This window comes from Gordonia amarae NBRC 15530, assembly GCF_000241345.1.
GTDB lineage: Bacteria > Actinomycetota > Actinomycetes > Mycobacteriales > Mycobacteriaceae > Gordonia > Gordonia amarae.
Genome location: NZ_BAED01000046.1, coordinates 170,821 through 191,471, shown reverse-complemented (window position 1 = coordinate 191,471; position 20,651 = coordinate 170,821). Strand labels below are relative to the sequence as shown.

The window sequence follows — 20,651 nt, the reverse complement described above, 5'->3', positions numbered from 1 at the left end:
ACATGGAGAACAGTGATGAGTGAACTTCTGGCCGCGGTCCGTACCCTGAGCCCCGCACCGGGCGCGGGCGCCGAGGGCGTGTTGTCTTACACCGCGACCGTCGACCCGGCCTTCACGATCGGACCCAAGGTACACGGCGGAACCCTGCAGATGGTCGCGGTCGCGGCGGCGCGGCAGGCGTTCGCCGAGCTCGCGCCGATGGCCGGTGGGCTGGGGCCGGTCGCCATCGCCAGTGATTACCTGTCGGCACCCAACCCGGGTGTCGTCGACGTCGAGGTGTCGGTGCGTAAACACGGCCGGACCGTCGCGGTGCTGACCGTCGACATCGCGCAGGGCGGGCGGACGATGGTCGCCTCGACGGTGACCCTGGCGTACGGCGGTGAGGGCGAGCCGGTCCATCGGGCGCCGCATGGACTCGACACGGTTCCGGTGGCGCCGCCCGCCGATGGCGTGTCGGTCGACGATTCCCCGATGTGCGACATCGTGCACTTCGGTCCCGCCCTCGACATGATGCTGGACCCGAAGACCTTTCACGTGATGCGCGGGGAGACCGGGCCGTCGCGGATCGTCGGCTGGGCGCGGCCGAAGGGCTCCGAACCCGACCTCGACTTCGCGGTGCTGGTGGCCGACGCCTCGCCGCCGGTGGTGATGAATCTCGGGATGTTCGGCTGGGCACCGACAGTGCAGCTGACCACCTACCTGCGCCGTGATCCGGCGCCGGGCTGGCTGCGGTTCGAGAACTCCAGTGTGCAGGTGGGCCCCGGGATGTTCGAGGCGGACCACCTCGTGGTGGACTCGACGGGTGCGGTTGTCACGCAGTCGCGTCAGCTCGCGCTGCTCCCGAAGTAGCCGCAACCCAGACGAAAGGCAGAAGGCAAGTGTCCCAACGTATCGCGATCATCGGTGGCGGAAAGATCGGTGAGGCGCTGCTCGCCGGGCTGATCCAGTCGGGCAAGCAGACCAAGGATCTCGTCGTCGCCGAGAAGTCCGAGGTCAGGTCCGCCGAGGTCGCCGACGAGTACGGCGTGCTGGTGACCGACGTGGTCAACGCCGTCGAGGGGGCGCAGTTCGTGTTCATCGCGGTGAAGCCGGACGGCGTGACCGAGGTGCTGCGCGACATCGCCTCCGTCGACGACAACGGGGACACCGAACGCGTGGTGGTCACGCTGGTCGCGGGTCTGCCGCTGTCGCGGTACGAGACGGCACTGCAGGCGGGGTCATCGATCATCCGGGTCATGCCCAACACCCCGATGCTGGTCAACGAGGCGATGTCGGCGGTCTCGCCGGGCCGCTACGTGAGCGACGATCAGCTCGAGGCGGTGCTGGACCTGCTGCGCGCGGTCGGCAAGGTGATGGTGGTCCCCGAGAAGCTGATGGACGCGGTCACCGCCGTGTCGGGATCGGGTCCCGCATACGCGTTCCTGCTGGTGGAGGCCATGATCGATGCCGGTGTGGGGCTGGGACTGACCCGCGCTCAGGCCAGTGAGCTGGCGGTGCAGACCATTCGTGGTGCGGGCATCCTGCTCAGTGAGTCGGGGCTCTCCCCGGTGGATCTGCGGGCCGCGGTCACCTCACCGGGCGGAACCACCGCCGAGGCGATCCGCGAGTTTGAGGCGGCCGGGTTCCGGCACGGCGTCTACCAGGCGATGCGTGCCTGCGCCGCCCACAGCGCAAACGCTGGCCGTCGAGTCGACGTTGAGGGTTTAGGTGGCGGATTGGCCGGTCCAGGTGAATCTGCCGCACCCCGTGTTTAGTGGTTAGAACAAGCAAGAACCACTACATCTTGTGGTCCCAGGGGTGAAATAGACGTTTCGCCAGGCCACTTGCGTCGCTTTTTTCACATCTGCCCCGTTAAGCTGCTCAAAGCACGTACGTGACTGATAGTTCGCCGGAGGGGAAGCCGGCGGCCGCGATTCGTGCACCGGAGGAATGAGCAAGTCATGGCACCTGTAGAGAAGACCGGAACAGTGAGCAGCACGACCTCGGGGTCGCAGTTCCTCACCGTCGCAGAAGTCGCATCCCTGATGCGGGTCTCGAAGATGACCGTCTATCGCCTCGTCCACAGCGGTGAGCTGCCCGCGGTTCGCGTCGGCCGTTCGTTCCGTGTGCACGCCAAGGCGGTTCATGACTATCTGGAGACCTCCTACTTCGACGCCGGCTAGGCACAGCGTCGATCGCCGTACCCGGGTCGGCACCTCGATTTCGTCTGGAGGTCACCGGCCGGTAGGCTAGGGGATCGCGTGCTGCGATCCCCGACGGCTCTCGGTCGACCTGACCGGCGACGGCGTTTGCGGGGCTTCGGTTCTGGCGAGTAACGGCCGGTAGGTCGGACCCCGAATGCGCCGAAAGCACAGAAGGTTAAGCGTCGAGCGTGAGGAAGCACCCCAATGGGTTCAGTGATCAAGAAGCGCCGCAAGCGCATGTCGAAGAAGAAGCACCGCAAGCTGCTGCGCCGTACCCGCGTTCAGCGTCGCAAACTCGGTAAATAAGCTCGACTTCACGGCGAGGGACCCGCACAGGCTGTGCGGGTCCCTCGCTTGTGTGCCGTGCCCGCCGGCATGGCCTACTCTCTAGCCATGACAGGGGAGACACACATGCCGTCGCCGGAGGCACCGCGGTCGGTGCTGGTCACCGGGGCGTCGACCTTTCTCGGCGGCTATCTCGTGGCCCGGCTCGCCGCCAACCCCGAGATCGAGACGGTGCTCGCCGTCGACTCGCGGGTGCCGCGCAAGGACCTGCTGCGCCGGATGGGGCGGGCGGAGTTCCTGCGCCTGGACATCCGCCGGCCGTCGATCGCCAAGGCGATCGCCTCCTACAACGTCGACACCGTGGTGCACGCGGCCACCTCCATCATGGAGGCGGCGCCGCATTCGGCGGCGATCAAGGAGTTCAACCTGATCGGGTCGATGCAGGTGTGCGCCGCCTGCCAGCGCAGTCCCTCGGTCAAGCGGGTGGTGCTGCGGTCCACGGCGATGGTCTACGGGGCCAGCTCCAAGGATCCGTCGCATTTCGCCGAGGGCACCGCGGCCCGGCGCGAACCCAAGGTCGGCTATGGCCGCGACCTGCTCGACGTCGAGGGCTACGTCCGCGGCCTGGCGCGCAGGCGACAGGACATCGACATCACCATCGTGCGCCCGCAGGCCATCCTCGGCCCGCGGATCAACACCCGGATGGGGTCGTATCTGTCGTTGCCGATTGTGCCCACCGTGATCGGAATGGAACCGCGCCTGCAGTTCCTGCACGAGGAGGACGCGCTCGCGGCGATGGAACACGCGGTGCTGGCCAACCGGCCCGGCACTTACAACGTGTCCGGCGACGGCGTGGTGACCCTCACGCAGGCCATCCGGCGGCTCGGGCACATCCAGATGCCGGTGCCCAAGGGGCTGCTGGCGCCGATCACCGGCGTCTTCCAGGATCTGCGCTCGGCCAAGCTGCGGTCGAGCCAGACCGACTTCCTGACCTACGGCCGGGTCCTGGACACCACCAGGATGCGGACGGAGTTCGGTTTCGTGCCGCGCTACACGACGGATCAGACGTTGGAGGACTTCATCCGCCGGGGCTCGTCCAGCCCGGTCATCGGGGCCGACACCTGGCGCGGTCTCGAACATCGGGTGGTGTCGGCGGCGCATCGATTGGTCGAGGTGTGATGTAGGACTAAAGACCCCACTGTGTAGTATGCGCAACGCAATTGCAACGTTTACAATTCAATTCAGGACAGCCCAGGGGGACGGCAGCGGCGCATCACATTGCGTTCCCCGCTCGGGACCGGATTGAAGCAACCACGCGAGGATGGTGGGCACCGTGCCGACTGGAGCAACCGACGCACGTACCGCGAAGGTCATTCAGCTGTACGCGACTCCCAACGGAGTCGACGGTGCGGCCATGGGCAGGGACCTGTCCGAACGCAGGCATCCCAGCCAGCTGACGGGCCATCCCAACACCGATGGATTCGGCATGCCACCGGCGAGTGTCACGCCCATCACCGACGAGATCACGCTGGCCGACGGCCTCGGTGCCGAAACCGGCAACGACGTCCGTTCGAGCCCGCTGTTCAGCCTCGGCGGTATCCGTGGCGCCATCGCCGACACCCTCACCTCCACGGCGGGCTTCATCCGCGAACGGATGACCGGCGACTACGACGTCGACGAGTTCGGTTTCGACCCGCACTTCACCGAGACCGTGTTCTTCCCGGCGATCCGCCAGGTGTACGAGAAGTGGTTCCGCGTCGAGGTCACCGGCATCGAGAACCTGCCCGCCGAGGGTGCCGCACTGCTGGTCGCCAACCACGCCGGCGTCATCCCGATCGACGCGCTGATGTGCTCGATCGCGGTCCGTGACAACCACCCCACCGGCCGCTACCTGCGGGCGCTGGCCGCCGACCTGGTGTTCGAGATGCCGGCGATCAGCGAGATGGCACGCCGGATCGGCGCCACCATGGCCTGCACCAACGACGCCGACAGGCTGCTGCGCGCCGGTGAGCTGACCGCCGTGTGGCCGGAGGGTTTCAAGGGCATCGGCAAGCCCTACAAGGACCGCTACCGGTTGCAGCGGTTCGGCCGCGGCGGTTTTGTCACCACCGCGCTCAAGAACTCGGCACCCATCATCCCGATGTCGATCGTCGGCTCGGAGGAGATCTACCCGATGATCGCCGACCTCAAGCCGGTTGCGCGGATGCTCGGGCTGCCGTACTTCCCGATCACCCCGCTGTTCCCGCTGCTCGGCCCGCTCGGTGCGGTGCCGCTGCCGTCCAAGTGGCATATCCACTTCGGCCGGCCCATCGACACCAGCGGCTACGACGAGTCCGCCGCCGACGATCCGATGGTGGTCTTCGACCTCACCGACCACGTGCGCGAGGAGATCCAGCAGACCCTGTTCCGCATGCTGAGCCGCCGCGGCAGCGTCTACTTCGGCTGACCCCGACTAAGGCCGCCTAAGGCGCACTGTCATGGTGTTCGTTCGCTGACCTTCTCGACCGATCGTAATCGCGCGGCGCGGGGGAACTCCCGGTTCTCGGAAACATTTCCAGCGACCTCACAGGCGACTGTTGGCAACGGCCCGGAAGACAGCGCAAGCACAGGAACTTGTGGGTGCTTTCGCAGAATATCGAGGGGTATCGCGTGGTTGACTGGCGAATGTGACCGGTGCGGGCCAGCCCGCAAGCGTGCGATACGTAACCCTAGCGAGATACCACCGGAGGTGGCATTCATGCCGTCAGAGATCACCCGCCGCGCGGCCCTGGCCGGATTCGGGGCGCTGGTACTGGCCGCGGTTGCGGCCTGTTCCGACGACGACAGCGACTCCGGGAGCGGATCGTCCTCCGCGTCGCCGAAATCTTCCGGAACAGGAACGGCAACAGGTGATCTGGTGTTCGACCCGGCCTCCTTCACCGAGAAGACCGCCACGATCTCGGCCGCCGACGGATCGTCGAAGAAGGTCACCTACCGCTTCTATGGTCCGATCACCTACGTCACCAAGCCGGTCGATGAGACCTATCAGTGCCTGACCGTCAGTGTTCCGACGGAAATCGACGGCAAGAAGGTCGACGCATCGACGGCGCCGATCGTGTTCGCCAACTCCGTCGGCGGTTACATGCCGTCGTCGGTGGCCGAGGCCACCGCGGTGGGCGGCGGGCAGATGGTGGGAATGGGCACACAGGGTTCGTCCTCGTCTTCGTCCGCGTCCGGGTCGAGTGCCCCGACTTCGTCGGCTGCCTCCAGTTCGTCGGCGGCCGCCAGTTCGTTTGCGGCCCCCAGTTCTTCGGCAGCACAGTCGTCCACGTCCGCGTCGGGTACCGAGGTTGAGTCCGGCGGCAATGCGATGCTCAACAGCATGGGCAAGATGGTGTCCATTCCCGAGATCGCCCTCGCCGAAGGTTTCGTCGTGGTCGAGCCGGGCGCTCGCGGGCGCACCCTGGTCAGCGACTCCGGCGACTACTACGGCACTGCCCCGGCGGTCATCGTCGACCTCAAGGCCGCGGTCCGTTACGTGCGCTTCAACGAAGGCCGCATCCCCGGCCGCACTGATCGCATCGTCTCCACCGGTACCAGCGCCGGCGGGGCGGTGTCGGCACTGCTCGGGGCGTCCGGCGACAGTGACCTGTACAGCTCCGAACTTGCCGAGATCGGCGCCGCCGACGCCTCGGATGCGGTGTACGCGACCGGATCATGGTGCCCCATCACCGATCTCGAACACGCCGATGCCGCCTACGAATTCTGCTGGGGTGCCAACCCGTACACGTCGAGCATCGACACGACCGTGACCAAGGAACTCGCTGCTCAGTTCGCCGAGTATCAGGACAAGCTGAAGCTGGAGGGTCGCAACGGTTTCGGTGCACTGAACGCAGGCAACTATCACGATTACCTGCTGCGTGAGTACCTGATCCCGTCGGCCACCACCTACCTGTCCGGGCTCAGCACGGCTGATCGGCAGACCTACCTCAAAGAGAACTCGTTCATCACCTATTCGAGTGGAAAGGCATCGTTCACGTGGGACGGATTCACCGACCATGTGGGCACCCGGAAGAAGCCCGCCCCCGCATTCGACGCCTTCGATCTGTCCCTGGACATCAACAATCTGTTCGGGCACGGAACCGAGAAGGCGCGGCACATCACCGAATACAGCCAGAAACGGGACACCACCGGCCTCAAGGGCAAGGCGTTGCCCGATGACACCGCGAAACGCACCAACCAGATGAACCCGATGTATCACATCGCGGCGAAGAATCCGGGCCGGTCCAAGCAGTGGTGGATCCGATTGGGTACCAAGGATTCCGATACCTCGCTCACGATCTCCACCAACCTCACCGCGAGCCTGGTGATGCTCGGTGACAAGGTCGACCACCTCATGTACTGGGATCAGGGGCACGGTGCCAACGACGATGCCGACGACTTCCTCGCCTGGGTGCGTGAACTCGGCTCGAAGTAGTTCGCAGCAGGGTGTCGGTTCACGTGGCCCCGGGGACTAGGGTGAGGGCCAGAACTGGTGGCCTTGAACGAGGGAGCTGAACGTGCGCGCAGTGGTCTGTCATGAGGGTGAACTGACGGTGCAGGATCTGCCGACGCCGGTACCCGGCCCCGGCGAGGTGCTGTTGCGGGTCACCCGGGCCGGCATCTGCGGTTCCGATCTGCACGCCCGCGTGCACTGCGATGCCACCGCCGACATGTCGGCCGAGGTGGGCTACAACGGCTTCATGCGCAAGGGTGATTCGGTGGTGTTCGGGCACGAGTTCACCGGCGAGGTGATCTCGTACGGGCCGCAGTGCCAGAAACGCTGGGTGCCGGGCACCCCCGTCGTCGCGTTGCCGATCGTGTCGCACGACGGGCAGAGCCACCTGACGGGGTTCACCGAGTCGGCGCCCGGCGCGTACGCCGATTTCGTCGTGGCCAATGAGGACCTGACTTTCGAAGTGCCCGAGGGTGTTACACCCGAGCAGGCCGCGCTCACCGAGCCGATGGCGGTGGCCTATCACGCCGTGCGCCGCGGCGAGGTCGGTAAACGCGACGTGGCCGTGGTGATCGGCTGCGGCCCCATCGGCCTCGCGGTGATCGCGGTGCTCAAGGCCACTGGTGTCAAACATGTTGTAGCCAGCGATCTTTCGGAGGCCCGTCGCAATCTCGCCAAGCGGGTCGGGGCTGACGTCGTGGTCGACCCGCGGATCGAGTCGCCCTACGACAAGGCCACCGAACGCCGCAGCTACGTCACCAAGGCGCCCGACATGCTCGGCCTCGCCTTCGACGCCATGCGCCGCCTGCGCCGCCTCCCGGTGCTGCCGTGGAAGCCGGTGTTCCACGCCGCCGAACGTCTCGGCGCCGTACCCTCCGGCCCGGTCGTCTTCGAATGCGTCGGTGCCCCGGGGATGATCGAGAACATCGTCTCCGGCGCCCCGTTCCGCTCCCGGATCGTCGTCGTCGGTGTCTGCATGGAACCCGATACCTTCCGGCCGGTGATGGCCGTCAACAAAGAGCTCGAACTGCGCTTCACGTTTTACTACGACCCGGCCGAATTCACCACCGCGCTGCAGATGATCGCCGACGGCCGCCTCGACGTCTCCCCGTTCATCACCGCCACCATCGGATTCGACGCCGTGGGAGATGCTTTCGAGGCTCTCGGCACCGCCGAACAGCACGCCAAGATCCTCATCGACCCCACCAGCAACGCGATGCTGTGACCGGTCAGTAGCAGGACGCGAAGCTGTAATAATCGCTGTTGTCGTTGGACTTGGACACGACCTGGCCGTTGACATAGACTTTGCAGGACACCGGGCCGCCGTTCTCGTCGACGACGCTGACCGCCACGAATCCGCCGTACTCACCTGACTCGGTGAAATCGTAGTGAGCGCGCATGTTCTTCCGGGGACGATGCGGCCACGCCCACGACGGTCACCGCCACCGAAAAGGTGACCCGGGTGACGGAAACCGAAACGGTGACCGCGACCCAAACGCCGGAACCGTCGACCGAACAGGTGCCGGTCACAAAGACCGAGAAGAGGTCCGCCGCCACGGACGACAGTGGTTCGGCGGCCAGGATGCCGAACGTCGTCTGCATGAATTTACAAGCGGCACAGGACAAAATCCAGGAAGCCGGTGTGTTCTTCTCGCGCAGCGAGGATGCCAGCGGCCAGGGGCGTCTGCAGATCATGGACAGGAATTGGATCGTCGTGGCACAGACTCCGGATCCGGGAACCCCGATCTCGGAAGGTGACGCGGTTCTGTCCGTCGTGAAAACCGACGAACCCAATTCTTGTTAGCCGCGTGAAGTGATTCCCGCTCACTTAGCTGGGAAACGCTCACGTTATTCGGTGAGCGGGAGCGAAAGCGGTGAGCGGGAACCGGGTCAGCGGTGGCGGAGGATGCGGGCGGCGACGGCCGCTCCGCCACCGGCGGCGCCGACGGCCAAAGCGGTTGTGGCGCCGTACTTCGCGGCCTTGCGGGCGGTGCGGAAGTCGTACATCTCCCAGCCGCGTACCTTGGCGACGTCGCGCAGGTCGGAGTCGGGGTTGATGGCGACGGCCTTGCCGACGAGCGAGAGCATCGGGACGTCGTTGTGGGAGTCGGAGTAGGCGGTGCACCGTTTCAGGTCCAGGCCCTCGCGAATGGCCAAGGAGCGCACCGCATGTGCCTTTCCGGGACCGTGCAGGATATCGCCGACGAGGCGGCCGGTGAACACGCCGTCGACGCTTTCGGCGACCGTGCCGAGGGCTCCGGTGAGTCCGAGCCTGCCCGCGATCACCTGGGCCAGTTCCAGCGGGGTGGCGGTGACCAGCCACACCTGCTGACCGGCGTCGAGGTGGCGTTGCGCCAAAGCCTGTGTGCCGGGCCAGATCTTGTCGGCGATGTACTCGTCGTAGATCTCCTCGCCGAGGTCGATCAACTCGGAGGTGGGGCGGCCGGCGATGAACGACAGCGCCTTCTCCCGGCCCTCGGCGACGTCGTCGGCGTTCTCCTTGCCGGTGACCTGGAACTTCACCTGCGCCCACACCACATCGAGGATGTCGCTGTAGCGGAAGTAATTGTGCGCGGCCAGCCCCCGGGTGAAGTGCACGATGGACGCGCCGTGCACCAGCGTGTTGTCGACGTCGAAGAACGCGGCCGCCGTGAGATCGCGGGGCACCGGCGGTGCTTTCGGGGTGTCGGCGTCGTCGCGTTCGCCCTCGCGGGCGCGCAGGGAGTCGACAGCAGCCTCGGCGCTGGCCTCACCGGCCAGGCGCTGACGCAGTTCGGCGGCAGTCTGCCGGAAGCGGCCCGACGCCGCGCTGGCACGTTCGGAGATCCAGGTGGTGACCCGGCTCGCCTCGTCGATCTCGGCGTCCCCCTCGGGGGTGTCGCCGTCGTTCGGGTCGTCCGCGGCCCCGTCGGGGTCCACGATCTCGGCCTGGGCCTCCCAGTCGTCGGGTAGCGGAGTCGTCGGCTCCTGCGCCGGGGTGTCGACCTGCTCTGCGCGGGAATCGACACCGTCGGTCCCCGTGCCGGAACCCGTCTGATCCGCGTCCTGTGTGTCGCCCACCGGAGCACCTCCCGCGCAACTTGAGTGTTCGGATCCACCCTACTTGGCGGGGGCCCGCGCACCGGCCCCGCGGTGGGGCGGGAAACTGGAACAACCGCACGCCGCGCGCCGTTCACCTGGGGTGAGTGTGGCGCGGAACCGGATCGACCACGGAGGTAACGAGATGGGTCTCACAGCACCGCGAATCGAATTGCTCGTCCGGGCCGGCTGTGCGGCCTGTGGACGGGCACGCGAGGACCTGGCCCGGATCTGCGGCCCCCTCGACGTACCGGTCACCGAGGTCGACGTCGACGAGGCCGCGGCGGCCGGCGACGGTGAGCCGCGCGCGGAGTACGGGGACCGTCTGCCCGTCGTCCTGCTCGACGGCGAGGAACACAGCTACTGGGAGGTGGACGCACCCCGCCTACTCGCCGACCTGAGGTCACGCGCCAAGGCCTGATCCGCGAGCTTGCGAGCGGGCACCGAAAGCCCATCCCGGGCAGTGAGGCAGAACACGTCGGCACTAGGCTGAGACGAGCACTGACCGGGACCGGATCGAGAGGATGTGGCGAGTGATGGGGCAGCCGCCGACGATTCCGCGTCCGGCCGTGACCCGCCTCGCAACCTACCTGTACGTGCTGCGCTCGTTCAGTGCCCGCGGCACCGTCGTGGCCTCCAGCGTCGAGCTGGCGACCGCGGCCGGGGTGAACCCGTCGATCCTGCGCAAGGACCTGTCCTATGTCGGCGCCTCCGGGGTGCGGGGTGTGGGTTACGACGTGTCCCGGCTGACCGCCCGCATCAAGCTGGCCCTGCACACCGACCACACCAACATGGTCGCGCTCGCCGGGGCGGGCAGGCTCGGGCACGCGCTCATCTCGCACGCCGGTTTCGGCAGGGGATTCAAGGTGGCCGCGCTGTTCGACACCGACCCGGCCGTCATCGGGACCCGATTCACCGACGATCTGGTGGTGGTCCCGCTCAGCGAGGTCGGGGCTACCTGCGCGGGCCTGGCGGAGGGTATCGATTTCGGGGTGATCGCCACCGGAGACGACGACGCCCAGGCGGCCTGCGACGCGTTCACCGCCAGCGGTATCCGGCAGTTGCTGAACGTCACCCCGGTGCACCTGTCCGTCGAGTCCGACGTCGTGGTCCGGCAGGTTGATCTAGCCTTGGAACTGCAGGTGCTCGGCTTTCAGGCCTATGCGGTGCACAGCTCCGCCGCACGGAACCGTATTGTGCCTACTACAGAGAGTAATCAGGCTATGGGCGAAGAAGCGGTGACCGCGTGAGTGTTCTGTTGTTCGGAGTATCGCACCGAAGTGCTCCGGTCGAGGTGCTCGAACGCATCTCCGTGTCCGAGTTCGACCGCCCCAAACTCGTCGGCAAGCTGCTGAACCACCGCTCCATCTCTGAGGCGATGCTCGTCTCCACCTGCAACCGCATCGAGATCTACGCCGTCGTCGACGCCTTCCACCCGGCCCTGGAGGCCGTGGGCGAGGTGCTGGGCGAACACTCCGGCATGAGCATCAACGACCTCACCAAACACGCCTACGTGCGTTACTCCGAGGCCGCCGTCGAGCACCTGTTCACCGTCGCCGCCGGACTCGACTCGATGGTCGTCGGCGAACAGCAGATCCTCGGACAGATCCGTAACGCCTACCTGAGCGCCGACGCCGACAAGGCGGCCGGGCGCACCCTGCACGAGCTGGCCCAGCAGGCGCTGCGCGTCGGCAAGCGGGTGCACACCGAAACCGGCATCGACCGGGCCGGTGCCTCGGTGGTGTCGGTGGCGCTGCACCGCGCCAAGACGCTCATCACCGCCGGCGACCCGGATGCCGCCCGGCTTCGGTCGGCCGTGGTGATCGGCGCGGGCGCGATGGGTGGCCTGGCCACCGCGCACCTGGCGCGGGAGGGTGTCGGGCACCTGGTGGTGGTCAACCGGACCCTCGCCAACGCCGAACATCTCGCCGGCAATGTCGCCGCCAACCACGGCATCTCGGTGCGCGGGGCGGGCCTGGACGACCTGGCGTCGGTGATGGCCGACACCGACATCGTCGTCGTCGCCACCGGCAGCGTCGGGGCCGTCGTCGGTGTGGGCGAGGTGCACAAAGCGCTGGCCGCTCGCACCTCGACGCAGCCGCTCGTCATCTGTGACCTGGGACTTCCCCGCAACGTCGACCCGGCCGCCGCCCGCCTGCCCGGCGTGCACATCGTCGACATCGCCGGCCTGCGCGACGACGAGGCGACCCGCGCCGCCGAGAACGACGCGCTCGCCGCCCGGTCGATCGTGGCCGCCGAACTCGCCGACTACCTCACCGCGCAGCGGCAGGCCGAGGTCACCCCGACCGTCGCCGCCCTGCGCCAGCGCGCGGCCGAGGTCGTCGAGTCCGAGATCCTGCGCCTGGAAACCCGGCTGCCCGGACTTGACGACCCGCAGCGCGACGAGGTCGCCAAGACCGTGCGGCGCGTCGTCGACAAGTTGCTGCACGCACCGACCGTGCGGGTCAAGCAACTCGCCGCCACCCCCAACGGGGACCACTACGCCGAGGCCCTGCGGGAACTGTTCGAACTCAAGCCCGGCGCCACCGGGCCGGTGTCGGCGCCGGAAACCGGACTCGACGACCCCAGCCGCACGCAGCGCTGAGCGCCGCCGGCACCAACCACCTACCAATACCCACACTGATCAGGGGCGATGCAGTGATTCGGATCGGCACACGTGGCTCTCAGCTGGCCACCACCCAGGCGCAGACGATCGCCGACGCACTCACCGCCGCCGGGCATCCGGCGGAACTGGTGATCATCAAGACCGACGGCGACGCGTCGGCGGCACCGGTCGCCGAGATCGGGGTCGGGGTGTTCACCACCGCGATCCGGGTGGCGCTGCGCAACCGCGAGGTCGACGTGGCTGTGCATTCCTACAAGGACCTGCCGACCGCACCCGAACCGGACCTGAACATCGCCGCGATCCCGCCCCGCGAAGATCCCCGGGACGCGCTGGTCAGCCGGGACAATCTGGTCCTCGGTGAGCTGCCCGCCGGATCGGTGATCGGGACCTCGTCGCCCCGGAGGGCGGCACAGCTTAGAGCATTGGGTCTCGGTTTGGAAATTCGCCCCCTACGAGGCAACCTAGATTCTCGGTTGGGCAAAGTCGCCGGCGGTGAACTCGACGCAGTCGTGGTCGCCAGGGCCGGACTCGCTCGCATCGGACGCACCGAAGTGGTGTCCGAGGCGTTCGATCCGGTGGTCATGCTTCCCGCCCCCGCACAGGGGGCGCTGGCCGTCGAATGTCGCGGTGACGATGCCGAACTGGTGAGAATACTCGCCGAGTTGGACGACCCGTCCACAAGGTCGGCCGTGGAGGCCGAGCGGGCGTTGCTCGCGGCCCTGGAGGCCGGATGCACCGCACCGGTCGGAGCCATCGCCGAAGTGGTGGAGTCGATCGACGACGACGGGCACATCTTCAACGAGCTCTCGCTCCGTGCGGGGGTGGCGGCCGAGGACGGATCCGATGTGATCCGCGCTTCGGTGGTGGGCCCGGTCGATCAGGCCGTCCAGCTGGGTAAGGATCTCGCCGCCGAACTGTTGGAGCTGGGAGCCGCGGAGCTCATCGGTACCGGTTCGTCGGACTGACCCGTGTCGTGACGCGCGGCGGGCAGGCCGGACGTGCCGCCGCCGACGAGACCTGTCGACTCTCACGCTGGTGACAGCGCAAGTTACCGCAGCCCTGAACGGACAGGGCAGGAGAGTGCGAACGCATGAGCCGTACAGCGAACAACGTCACACCGGGGAACAGGGCAGGCCAGGGGCGACCGGGCCGGATACTTTTCGTGGGTTCGGGTCCAGGCGACCCCGACCTGCTGACAGTGCGGGCGCGCAACGTCATCGTTCACGCGACGACCGCCTACATCGACCCTGACGTACCGGCTGCCGTCGTGGAGCTGATCGGATCCGCCTACCGCGAGGACGAGCCGCAGCAGACCCGCAGCCGCGCCGGCCGCAAGTCGGCCGCCACCAAGGCCGCGGAGGAAGCCGCGAAGGCCGCCGAAGGCAGCCCCGCCACCCCGACCCCGGCCGCGGAAACCCCCGCCGAGGAGACTCCGGCCGAGACCGTCGAGGAAGAGTCGGTGGTGCATCCGGCGCTCGGCGATCCGACCGAGGTCGCCCGCACCCTCGTCGCCGCCGCCAAGGCCGGAGACGACGTGGTCCGCGTGGTCGCCGGTGATCCGCTGACCACCGATTCGGTGCTCGCCGAGGTCAACGCGGTGGCCCGCACGTCGATCCAGTTCGAGGTGCTGCCCGGGCTGCCCGCCGCCTCCGTCGTGCCCAGCTACGCCGGCATGCCGCTCGGCTCCACCCACACCGCCGCCGACGTCCGCGGCGAGGTCGACTGGGCCGCCCTGGCCGCCGCCCCCGGACCGCTGGTGCTGCACGCCACGTCGGGACACCTCGCCGAGGCCGCCAGCGCCCTCACCGAACACGGCATGGCCGCCCAGACCCCGGTCGCCATCACCATCAACGGCACCACCTGCGCCCAGCGCACCATCGAGGGCACCCTGGCCACCATCAACGAGCTGGGCAACGCCCTGGCCGGCCCGCTGGTGCTGACCGTCGGCAAGGCCGTCAGCCAGCGTTCCAAGCTGTCGTGGTGGGAGTCGCGCTCGCTGTACGGCTGGACCGTGCTGGTGCCGCGTACCAAGGACCAGGCCGCCGACATGAGCGACCGTCTCGTCTCGCACGGCGCGGTGCCCAAGGAGGTGCCGACGATCGCCGTCGAACCGCCGCGCAGCCCCGCCCAGATGGAACGCGCCGTCAAGGGACTCGTCGACGGCCGCTACCAGTGGGTGGTGTTCACCTCCACCAACGCGGTGCGTGCCGTGTGGGAGAAGTTCGCCGAGTTCGGTCTCGACGCCCGCGCCTTCTCCGGCGTGAAGATCGCCTGCGTCGGCGAGGCCACCGCCGAGAAGGTGCGCGCTTTCGGGATCAACCCCGAACTGCTGCCGTCCGGCGAGCAGAGCTCGCTCGGCCTGCTCGAGGTGTTCCCGCCCTACGACGACGTGTTCGACCCGGTCAACCGGGTGCTGCTGCCGCGCGCCGACATCGCCACCGAAACCCTGTCCGAGGGCCTGCGGGATCGCGGCTGGGAGATCGACGACGTCACCGCCTACCGCACCGTGCGTGCCGCGCCGCCGCCGGCGGAGACCCGCGAGATGATCAAGACCGGCGGTTTCGACGCGGTGTGCTTCACCTCGTCGTCGACGGTCCGCAACCTCGTCGGCATCGCCGGCAAGCCGCACGCGCGGACGATCGTCGCGTGCATCGGGCCCAAGACCGCCGAGACGGCCACCGAGTTCGGTCTGCGCGTCGACGTGCAGCCGGAGACGGCGTCGATCCCGGACCTGGTGGACGCGCTCGCCGAGCACGCCGCCCGGCTGCGGGCCGAGGGGGCGCTGCCCCCGCCGCGCAAGAAGTCCCGTCGGTCGCGGAGCTGAGTTTCTCGGTCCCGGGGGTGGTCCGGTGAGGTGTCGAAAGGTCACCGGACCCTTCGTGACCCTCGCTCGTTCCTCGCTTCGGCCTCAGGGATCAAGAGGGGTTCCCGGTCCTTCGTCGCTTCGGCCTCAGGGATCAAGATGGTGCTCGCTTCGGAGAAGGGATGTCCGTGTCACCTGTGATTCGTCCGCGTCGGCTGCGTACCACTCCGGCGATGCGCCGGCTGGTCGCCGAGACCACGCTCGCGCCGCGGCAGCTGGTGCTGCCGATGTTCGTCGCCGACGGGATCGACGAGCCGCGGCCGATCTCGTCGATGCCGGGAGTCGTGCAGCACACGACCGACTCGCTGCGTAAGGCGGCCGAGGAGGCGGTGGCGGCGGGTGTCGGCGGGCTCATGCTGTTCGGGGTGCCCGACGCGGCGTCGAAGGACGCCGCCGGGTCCGGTGCTGACGACCCGGACGGGGTGCTCAACCGGGCGCTGCGGCAGCTCGCCGCCGACCTCGGCGACGGCACCGTGCTGATGGCCGACACCTGCCTCGACGAGTTCACCGACCACGGCCACTGCGGTGTCCTCGATGACGCCGGTCGCGTCGACAACGACGCCACCCTGGATCGCTATGTGGCGATGTCGCTGGCACAGGCCCGCGCCGGGGCGCACCTGCTCGGCCCCAGCGGCATGATGGACGGCCAGGTGGCCGCCATCCGCGCAGCCCTTGACGCCGAGGGCTTCACCGACACCGGCATCCTCGCCTACGCCGCCAAGTACGCCTCCGCGTTCTACGGGCCGTTCCGGGAGGCCGTCGGATCGTCGTTGCAGGGTGACCGCCGCACCTACCAGCAGGACCCGGCCAACCGGCTTGAAGCCCTGCGCGAGGTGCGCCTGGACCTCGATGAGGGTGCCGACATCGTCATGGTGAAACCGGCGATGAGCTATCTCGACCTCGTCCGCGATGTCGCCGAGATCTCCGACGTGCCTGTGGCGGCCTACCAGATCAGCGGCGAGTACTCGATGATCAGCGCCGCCGCCGAGCGCGGCTGGATCGACCGCGACGCGGCGATCCTGGAGTCGCTCACCTCGATCCGCCGGGCCGGTGCGTCGATCATCCTCACGTATTGGGCGCAAGAGGTGGCGGCCTGGCTCGGATAGCCGCGTGCTCGCATGACTCAGGCCGGTCGCGGCATAAGTCTGCGTTAAGTCGGGTGGCCTAGGCTTCTTGGTATGTCCGTTCCGTTCCCTTCGGCGCAGCAGCCCGAGCGCGCCGGTGATCTGCCGACGGGACGTCCCAAGCTCGCCGAGTCGGTGTCGATCGCCGTCGAGCTGTGGGTCGTCGTCATCGTCGGGCAGATCATCGCCTTCGTCGGCCAGTACCAGATGATGCGTGACTACGTTGACGACTACGTCGCCGACCTGCCGAAAAGCACCCCGCAGGACCAGATCGACCTGCTGTCGGAGCCGTCGACCACCGTCGGCCTGATGGCGGTGGTCGGGGTGGGGCTGACCGCGATCTCCGTCGGTGCGGTGCTCCTGACCCGCGCCGGCTACAACGTCGCCCGCGTCGCGCTCGGCGGCATGAGCGTCTACGTCACGGTGAACATGGTGATGGCTTTCTTCGCCGACATCAGTCCCGGCTGGGTGATGATCCCGATCGTGATCAGCGGTGTCGCCGGGCTGGGTGCCGCCGTGATGATGATGCGCGGTGACTCGTACACCTACTGCCGGGAGATGGCCCGCTACCGCAAGGACAGGCGCCACCCGCCCCGGCCGCCCGCCCCGGGAGGCGGATATCCGCTCTACCCGCCGGCCGGGTACCAGCCGCCGGGCTACCCGCCCACACCGGCGTCCGGTTCGTCGTATGGTGAACAACAGCCCGAACAGACCGAAGGACGCAACACCGGTGATCAAGCCTGACCCAGCCGCCCGCCCGAAGTACGTGACCTGGGCATATCGTTGTTGGCTCGGATCGGGGATCGGCCTGATCGCCTTCGGTGTCCTCGGCGCGATCGCCGGGTTCCTCGTCGACGGTTCGACGCTCGCGCCCGTCGGCGTCGGGGTGCTGCTGATCGCCGTCGGCGTGGCCTACGTGCTGATGGGTAGCCGGGCGTTCGTCGGGGATGCCCGGTGGCGGTCATCGCTGGCGGCGCTCACGCTGGTCGTGGTGGTGATGCTGATGTTCTTCAGCATCGGTGTCGGGGTGACGTTCGCGTTCCCGCTGGTCGTGGCCATCGCGGGCCTGTTCGGGTCGTTGCTGGCCTACCGTCCGGAATCCGAGCAGTGGTACACCGGCGAGCCGCAGGACAAGCAGCGCCCGGCCAAGGGCCGCAAGAAGTGAGCGCAGACCCGAAGGCCCGGGAGCCCCAAGACGACGAACCCCAAGACGAGGAACCTCAAGACGAAGCGTCACAGGCCGAGGAAGTGGCCGCCGAACCCGTCGACGAGGGCGAGGTGCTGTTCGCCGAACAGGGCGGCAGCTGGTGGATCGTGGCGATCGGCCCGGTCATGGTCGGTGCCGTGCTGGCGATGGAGATCAGCGGACCCGGGCAGGTGCACTGGCCGGTGCTGTCGATCTTCGCGGTGATCCTGGTCTCGTTCTCGCTGGTGCAGGTGCACGCGGCGCGCCGGCACGTGAGCGTGTGCCTGACCGAGACCACCCTCCGGCAGGGCACCCGGACACTGCCGTTGACCGAGATCAAGAAGATCTTCCCGCCCAACGAGGGCGTCGAGGCACAGAAGTGGGAGAGCGCCCGGGCACTCGGTGAGCTGCACGGGGTGCCGCGCCGCCGCAAGGGCATCGGCCTCACACTCGCCGACGGCACCCTCGCCCAGGCCTGGGCGAGAGACGTCGAGACCCTGCGCCGCGAACTGACCGAAGCCGTCCAGGCCGTCCGGCTCGGCCTCCCGCCCCGCGGCAAGAAGGACTGACACTCGCCTCTCCTGTGCCGGTTGAGGTGCGAGGTCGCCCTGCGACCGAGCCTCGAAACACGGTGAGGGGACATTGTCGGCTCGCGGGGTTTCGAGGCTCCTCGCCTGGCGGCTCGTCGCACCTCAACCGGCAGAGAGGCGAAGCCGGGGTGGGCGTTGCGTCTCAACCGGCAGAGGGTCGAAGCCGGGGTGGGCGTTGCGTCTCAACCGGCAGAGGGGGCGAAGCCGGCGGAGGGCGGGGATCAGCCGTGGTCGAGCATGGGGGTGTGGAGGAGGTTTTCGGGGACGCCGAAGGCGTCGATGAGGGTGCGGGCGTGCGGGCGCAGGTCGGCGCACAGGTCGTTGACGCCACGGCGGATGGCCTTGGCGCGTTCGACCGAGACGTGGCGGTGCATCAGGAACCAGCCGAGGTCGGCTTCGAGAGCCGAGTAGACGAACAGATCGCACACCTTCCACAGCAGCTCGCGTGCGGCCTCGTCCTCGACCTCGACGATCGCGGCGATCATCGACTCCAGCACGAGCCTTTCGGTGTGCGCGTGGCCGACTTTGAGCAGGTGATCCTGGGCGCTGTTGAACACCTCGAACGCGTCGTCGTCGGACGTGGACTTGCGTAGCCGCTGCGCGCACGTGCGCAGCAGGTGGTCCTCGCGGTTGCGGAACAGGCGGATCTGGGTGCCCCGGTTGGTGAGCGGCGAGTCGTCGGTGTTCTCGTCGGAGTCGTCGAGGATGGTCTGGATCACCTGCCGCACCGCGGTCTTCTCGGCGACCACGTCGCGAGCCATCGTCGCGATGAACCGCACCCAGCCGCGTGCCGACAGGCCCCGCATGTCCTCGGCGTACGCACCGAGCAGTTCTTTGCCGATGAGCTGGGTCAGGACGGTGTTGTCGCCCTCGAAGGTGGTGAACACGTCGATGTCGCCGCGAATGATCGGCAGCTGGTTCTCCGAGAGATAGCCGGCGCCGCCGCACGCCTCGCGGGCGATGTTCACCGCGGTGGACCCGTGCCAGGTCGAATACGCCTTGAAGCCGGCGACATCGGCCTCGAGTGTGCGCGCGGCCTCCGGGTCACCCTCGGCGAGGCGGGCGGTGATGTCGTTCTGCGCGAACGCGATCGCGTATGACTTGGCGATCAGCGGCAGCAGTTTGCGCTGGTGGCCGAGGTAGTCGAGGATCGTCACCTCGCCCTGCTCGTCGGGTGCCTCGAACTGCTTGCGCAGCAGGCCGTACCGGGTGGCCAGGGTCAGCGCCTTGCGGCCGGCGGCACCCGCGGTGGCGGCCACGCACACCCGGCCCCGGATCAGGGTGCCGAGCATCGTGAAGAAGCGTTTGTTGGTCGATTCGATGGGCGAGGAGTAGGTGCCGTCGGCGGCGACATCGCCGTACTTGTTGAGCAGGTTCTCCGCCGGGATGCGCACGTTGTCGAACAGGATGCGGCCGTTGTCGACGCCGGCGAGGCCGCCCTTGTAGCCGCAATCGGAGGTGGCGACGCCCGGCAGGTCGGTGCCGTCGTCGTCGCGGATAGGCACGACGAAGCAGTGCACGCCCCGGCCCTCGGGTTCCTCCCCTGGACCGCCGGTGATGAGCTGGGCGAAAACTGCTGCGACCCTGGCATGTTGGCCGGCACCGCCGATGTAGTCCTTGCGTGCCGACGCGGTAGGGGAGTGGATCACGAATTCCTGCGTCGCGGGGTCGTAGGTGGCGGTGGTCTCCACCGAGGCGACGTTGGAGCCGTGCCCGGTCTCGGTCATCGCGAAGCAGCCGAGCACGTCGAGGTTGATGATGCCGGGCACGTACTTCTCGTGATGTCTTGCGGTGCCCAGGTTTTCGACGGCGCCGCCGAACAGTCCCCACTGCACACCGGACTTCACCATCAGCGACAGGTCGGCGTAACCGAGGGTCTCGATGCCGGTGACCGCCGCGCCCACATCACCGGTGCCGCCGTGATCGGCCGCGAAACCGGGCGCGGCGAAACCCTTCTCGGCCAGAGTGCGCATGGTGTCGAGGATGTCGGCACGGGCCTGGTCGAGGGTGCGGGACGGATCGGGCAGCAGCTCGGCGCGGTCGATGTTGGCCCGGACCTCCTCCCGGGTCTGGTGCCACGGGCCGTCGAGCGCCGCCCGCAGAACCGTGGCCAGGGCGGCGTCGCCGTCGGCGGAGTTGTCGGAATCGGTCTTTTCGGGTGTTACCGGTGCGGACATGGCCTCCACCGTAGGGGACCGTGCTGTCGTGAAGGTGTGATTTGACGCACTGCGGGGCCGGCCGG

The 20,651-nt window shown here is 68.0% G+C and carries 21 protein-coding genes; 18 read left to right on the top strand and 3 right to left on the bottom strand.

What is annotated here, in order from left to right:
- The first annotated feature begins 15 nt into the window (after positions 1 to 15).
- The 8 genes from GOAMR_RS13180 to GOAMR_RS13150 all read left to right on the top strand — a co-directional run bounded on the left by GOAMR_RS13180 (position 16) and on the right by GOAMR_RS13150 (position 8,167).
- The gene (locus tag GOAMR_RS13180) at positions 16 to 849 is read left to right on the top strand and encodes a thioesterase family protein (protein WP_005188386.1); all 834 of its coding nucleotides are present in this window, start codon (positions 16 to 18) and stop codon (positions 847 to 849) included.
- Positions 850 to 878: 29 nt separating this feature from the next.
- Positions 879 to 1,754, top strand: coding sequence for a pyrroline-5-carboxylate reductase (proC, locus tag GOAMR_RS13175; protein WP_005188383.1), 876 nt, complete (start codon positions 879 to 881; stop codon positions 1,752 to 1,754).
- A 186-nt stretch (positions 1,755 to 1,940) separates the two neighbouring features.
- Positions 1,941 to 2,162 (top strand): helix-turn-helix domain-containing protein, encoded by a 222-nt coding sequence (locus tag GOAMR_RS13170; RefSeq protein ID WP_005188381.1) that lies wholly within the window; start codon positions 1,941 to 1,943, stop codon positions 2,160 to 2,162.
- 225 nt (positions 2,163 to 2,387) lie between these two features.
- Positions 2,388 to 2,489 carry a 30S ribosomal protein bS22 gene (locus GOAMR_RS24195; RefSeq protein ID WP_003402602.1) on the top strand — a complete coding sequence of 34 codons (102 nt, stop codon included), beginning with the start codon at positions 2,388 to 2,390 and terminating at the stop codon, positions 2,487 to 2,489.
- A gap of 105 nt (positions 2,490 to 2,594) precedes the next feature.
- Positions 2,595 to 3,647, top strand: a complete 1,053-nt coding sequence (locus tag GOAMR_RS13165; protein WP_005188379.1) for an NAD-dependent epimerase/dehydratase family protein — start codon at positions 2,595 to 2,597, stop codon at positions 3,645 to 3,647.
- A gap of 142 nt (positions 3,648 to 3,789) precedes the next feature.
- Positions 3,790 to 4,914 (top strand): lysophospholipid acyltransferase family protein, encoded by a 1,125-nt coding sequence (locus tag GOAMR_RS13160; protein ID WP_005188376.1) that lies wholly within the window; start codon positions 3,790 to 3,792, stop codon positions 4,912 to 4,914.
- A gap of 291 nt (positions 4,915 to 5,205) precedes the next feature.
- Positions 5,206 to 6,924: a subtype B tannase gene (locus tag GOAMR_RS13155; RefSeq protein ID WP_005188373.1), complete on the top strand. Its 1,719-nt coding sequence runs from the start codon at positions 5,206 to 5,208 to the stop codon at positions 6,922 to 6,924.
- A gap of 82 nt (positions 6,925 to 7,006) precedes the next feature.
- Positions 7,007 to 8,167 carry a zinc-binding dehydrogenase gene (locus tag GOAMR_RS13150; RefSeq protein WP_005188371.1) on the top strand — a complete coding sequence of 387 codons (1,161 nt, stop codon included), beginning with the start codon at positions 7,007 to 7,009 and terminating at the stop codon, positions 8,165 to 8,167.
- A 4-nt stretch (positions 8,168 to 8,171) separates the two neighbouring features.
- Here the strand turns inward: GOAMR_RS13150 and GOAMR_RS25185 are convergent, their stop codons facing one another.
- The gene (locus GOAMR_RS25185; protein WP_005188367.1) at positions 8,172 to 8,342 is read right to left on the bottom strand and encodes a hypothetical protein; all 171 of its coding nucleotides are present in this window, start codon (positions 8,340 to 8,342) and stop codon (positions 8,172 to 8,174) included.
- A 62-nt stretch (positions 8,343 to 8,404) separates the two neighbouring features.
- Between GOAMR_RS25185 and GOAMR_RS25600 the strand changes: the two genes are divergently transcribed.
- Positions 8,405 to 8,746 carry a PASTA domain-containing protein gene (locus GOAMR_RS25600; protein WP_005188363.1) on the top strand — a complete coding sequence of 114 codons (342 nt, stop codon included), beginning with the start codon at positions 8,405 to 8,407 and terminating at the stop codon, positions 8,744 to 8,746.
- Positions 8,747 to 8,832: 86 nt separating this feature from the next.
- Here the strand turns inward: GOAMR_RS25600 and GOAMR_RS13140 are convergent, their stop codons facing one another.
- Positions 8,833 to 10,002: an HAD family hydrolase gene (locus tag GOAMR_RS13140; protein ID WP_005188360.1), complete on the bottom strand. Its 1,170-nt coding sequence runs from the start codon at positions 10,000 to 10,002 to the stop codon at positions 8,833 to 8,835.
- Between the two features lie 163 nt (positions 10,003 to 10,165).
- Between GOAMR_RS13140 and GOAMR_RS13135 the strand changes: the two genes are divergently transcribed.
- The 9 genes from GOAMR_RS13135 to mce1N all read left to right on the top strand — a co-directional run bounded on the left by GOAMR_RS13135 (position 10,166) and on the right by mce1N (position 18,388).
- The gene (locus tag GOAMR_RS13135; RefSeq protein ID WP_005188358.1) at positions 10,166 to 10,441 is read left to right on the top strand and encodes a glutaredoxin family protein; all 276 of its coding nucleotides are present in this window, start codon (positions 10,166 to 10,168) and stop codon (positions 10,439 to 10,441) included.
- Between the two features lie 115 nt (positions 10,442 to 10,556).
- The gene (locus GOAMR_RS13130) at positions 10,557 to 11,270 is read left to right on the top strand and encodes a redox-sensing transcriptional repressor Rex (RefSeq protein WP_005188357.1); all 714 of its coding nucleotides are present in this window, start codon (positions 10,557 to 10,559) and stop codon (positions 11,268 to 11,270) included.
- Positions 11,267 to 12,625 carry a glutamyl-tRNA reductase gene (locus tag GOAMR_RS13125; protein WP_005188355.1) on the top strand — a complete coding sequence of 453 codons (1,359 nt, stop codon included), beginning with the start codon at positions 11,267 to 11,269 and terminating at the stop codon, positions 12,623 to 12,625. The genes GOAMR_RS13130 and GOAMR_RS13125 overlap by 4 nt, the downstream gene beginning before the upstream one ends.
- A gap of 53 nt (positions 12,626 to 12,678) precedes the next feature.
- Positions 12,679 to 13,611: a hydroxymethylbilane synthase gene (gene hemC, locus GOAMR_RS13120; protein WP_005188353.1), complete on the top strand. Its 933-nt coding sequence runs from the start codon at positions 12,679 to 12,681 to the stop codon at positions 13,609 to 13,611.
- Between the two features lie 125 nt (positions 13,612 to 13,736).
- On the top strand, positions 13,737 to 15,470 hold the full coding sequence (locus GOAMR_RS13115; protein ID WP_040515167.1) for a bifunctional uroporphyrinogen-III C-methyltransferase/uroporphyrinogen-III synthase: 1,734 nt from the start codon (positions 13,737 to 13,739) through the stop codon (positions 15,468 to 15,470).
- 167 nt (positions 15,471 to 15,637) lie between these two features.
- Entirely contained in the window at positions 15,638 to 16,615 is a 978-nt protein-coding gene (gene hemB, locus GOAMR_RS13110; protein ID WP_040515230.1) for a porphobilinogen synthase, read from the top strand.
- A gap of 72 nt (positions 16,616 to 16,687) precedes the next feature.
- Positions 16,688 to 17,377: a DUF5336 domain-containing protein gene (locus GOAMR_RS13105; protein WP_005188346.1), complete on the top strand. Its 690-nt coding sequence runs from the start codon at positions 16,688 to 16,690 to the stop codon at positions 17,375 to 17,377.
- Positions 17,364 to 17,798: a YidH family protein gene (locus tag GOAMR_RS13100; protein WP_005188344.1), complete on the top strand. Its 435-nt coding sequence runs from the start codon at positions 17,364 to 17,366 to the stop codon at positions 17,796 to 17,798. The genes GOAMR_RS13105 and GOAMR_RS13100 overlap by 14 nt, the downstream gene beginning before the upstream one ends.
- Entirely contained in the window at positions 17,795 to 18,388 is a 594-nt protein-coding gene (gene mce1N / locus GOAMR_RS13095; RefSeq protein WP_085949059.1) for a transport-regulating membrane protein Mce1N, read from the top strand. Before GOAMR_RS13100 ends, mce1N begins: the two co-directional genes overlap by 4 nt.
- Before the next feature lie 242 nt (positions 18,389 to 18,630).
- Here mce1N and GOAMR_RS13090 read toward each other — a convergent pair whose 3' ends face one another.
- On the bottom strand, positions 18,631 to 20,586 hold the full coding sequence (locus GOAMR_RS13090; RefSeq protein ID WP_083836947.1) for an acyl-CoA dehydrogenase family protein: 1,956 nt from the start codon (positions 20,584 to 20,586) through the stop codon (positions 18,631 to 18,633).
- Positions 20,587 to 20,651: the final 65 nt, after the last annotated feature.

What these genes read in the sequence shown, in the direction of transcription:
- GOAMR_RS13170 (WP_005188381.1), top strand. Translation starts at nt 1,941, where the DNA reads ATGGCACCTGTAGAGAAGACCGGAACAGTGAGCAGCACGACCTCGGGG.
- GOAMR_RS13165 (WP_005188379.1), top strand. Translation starts at nt 2,595, where the DNA reads ATGCCGTCGCCGGAGGCACCGCGGTCGGTGCTGGTCACCGGGGCGTCG.
- GOAMR_RS13155 (WP_005188373.1), top strand. Translation starts at nt 5,206, where the DNA reads ATGCCGTCAGAGATCACCCGCCGCGCGGCCCTGGCCGGATTCGGGGCG.
- GOAMR_RS13130 (WP_005188357.1), top strand. Translation starts at nt 10,557, where the DNA reads ATGGGGCAGCCGCCGACGATTCCGCGTCCGGCCGTGACCCGCCTCGCA.
- GOAMR_RS13115 (WP_040515167.1), top strand. Translation starts at nt 13,737, where the DNA reads ATGAGCCGTACAGCGAACAACGTCACACCGGGGAACAGGGCAGGCCAG.
- GOAMR_RS13090 (WP_083836947.1), bottom strand. Translation starts at nt 20,586, where the DNA reads ATGTCCGCACCGGTAACACCCGAAAAGACCGATTCCGACAACTCCGCC.
- GOAMR_RS13160 (WP_005188376.1), top strand. Translation starts at nt 3,790, where the DNA reads ATGGTGGGCACCGTGCCGACTGGAGCAACCGACGCACGTACCGCGAAG.
- GOAMR_RS25185 (WP_005188367.1), bottom strand. Translation starts at nt 8,342, where the DNA reads ATGCGCGCTCACTACGATTTCACCGAGTCAGGTGAGTACGGCGGATTC.
- GOAMR_RS13135 (WP_005188358.1), top strand. Translation starts at nt 10,166, where the DNA reads ATGGGTCTCACAGCACCGCGAATCGAATTGCTCGTCCGGGCCGGCTGT.
- GOAMR_RS24195 (WP_003402602.1), top strand. Translation starts at nt 2,388, where the DNA reads ATGGGTTCAGTGATCAAGAAGCGCCGCAAGCGCATGTCGAAGAAGAAG.
- GOAMR_RS13105 (WP_005188346.1), top strand. Translation starts at nt 16,688, where the DNA reads ATGTCCGTTCCGTTCCCTTCGGCGCAGCAGCCCGAGCGCGCCGGTGAT.
- GOAMR_RS13180 (WP_005188386.1), top strand. Translation starts at nt 16, where the DNA reads ATGAGTGAACTTCTGGCCGCGGTCCGTACCCTGAGCCCCGCACCGGGC.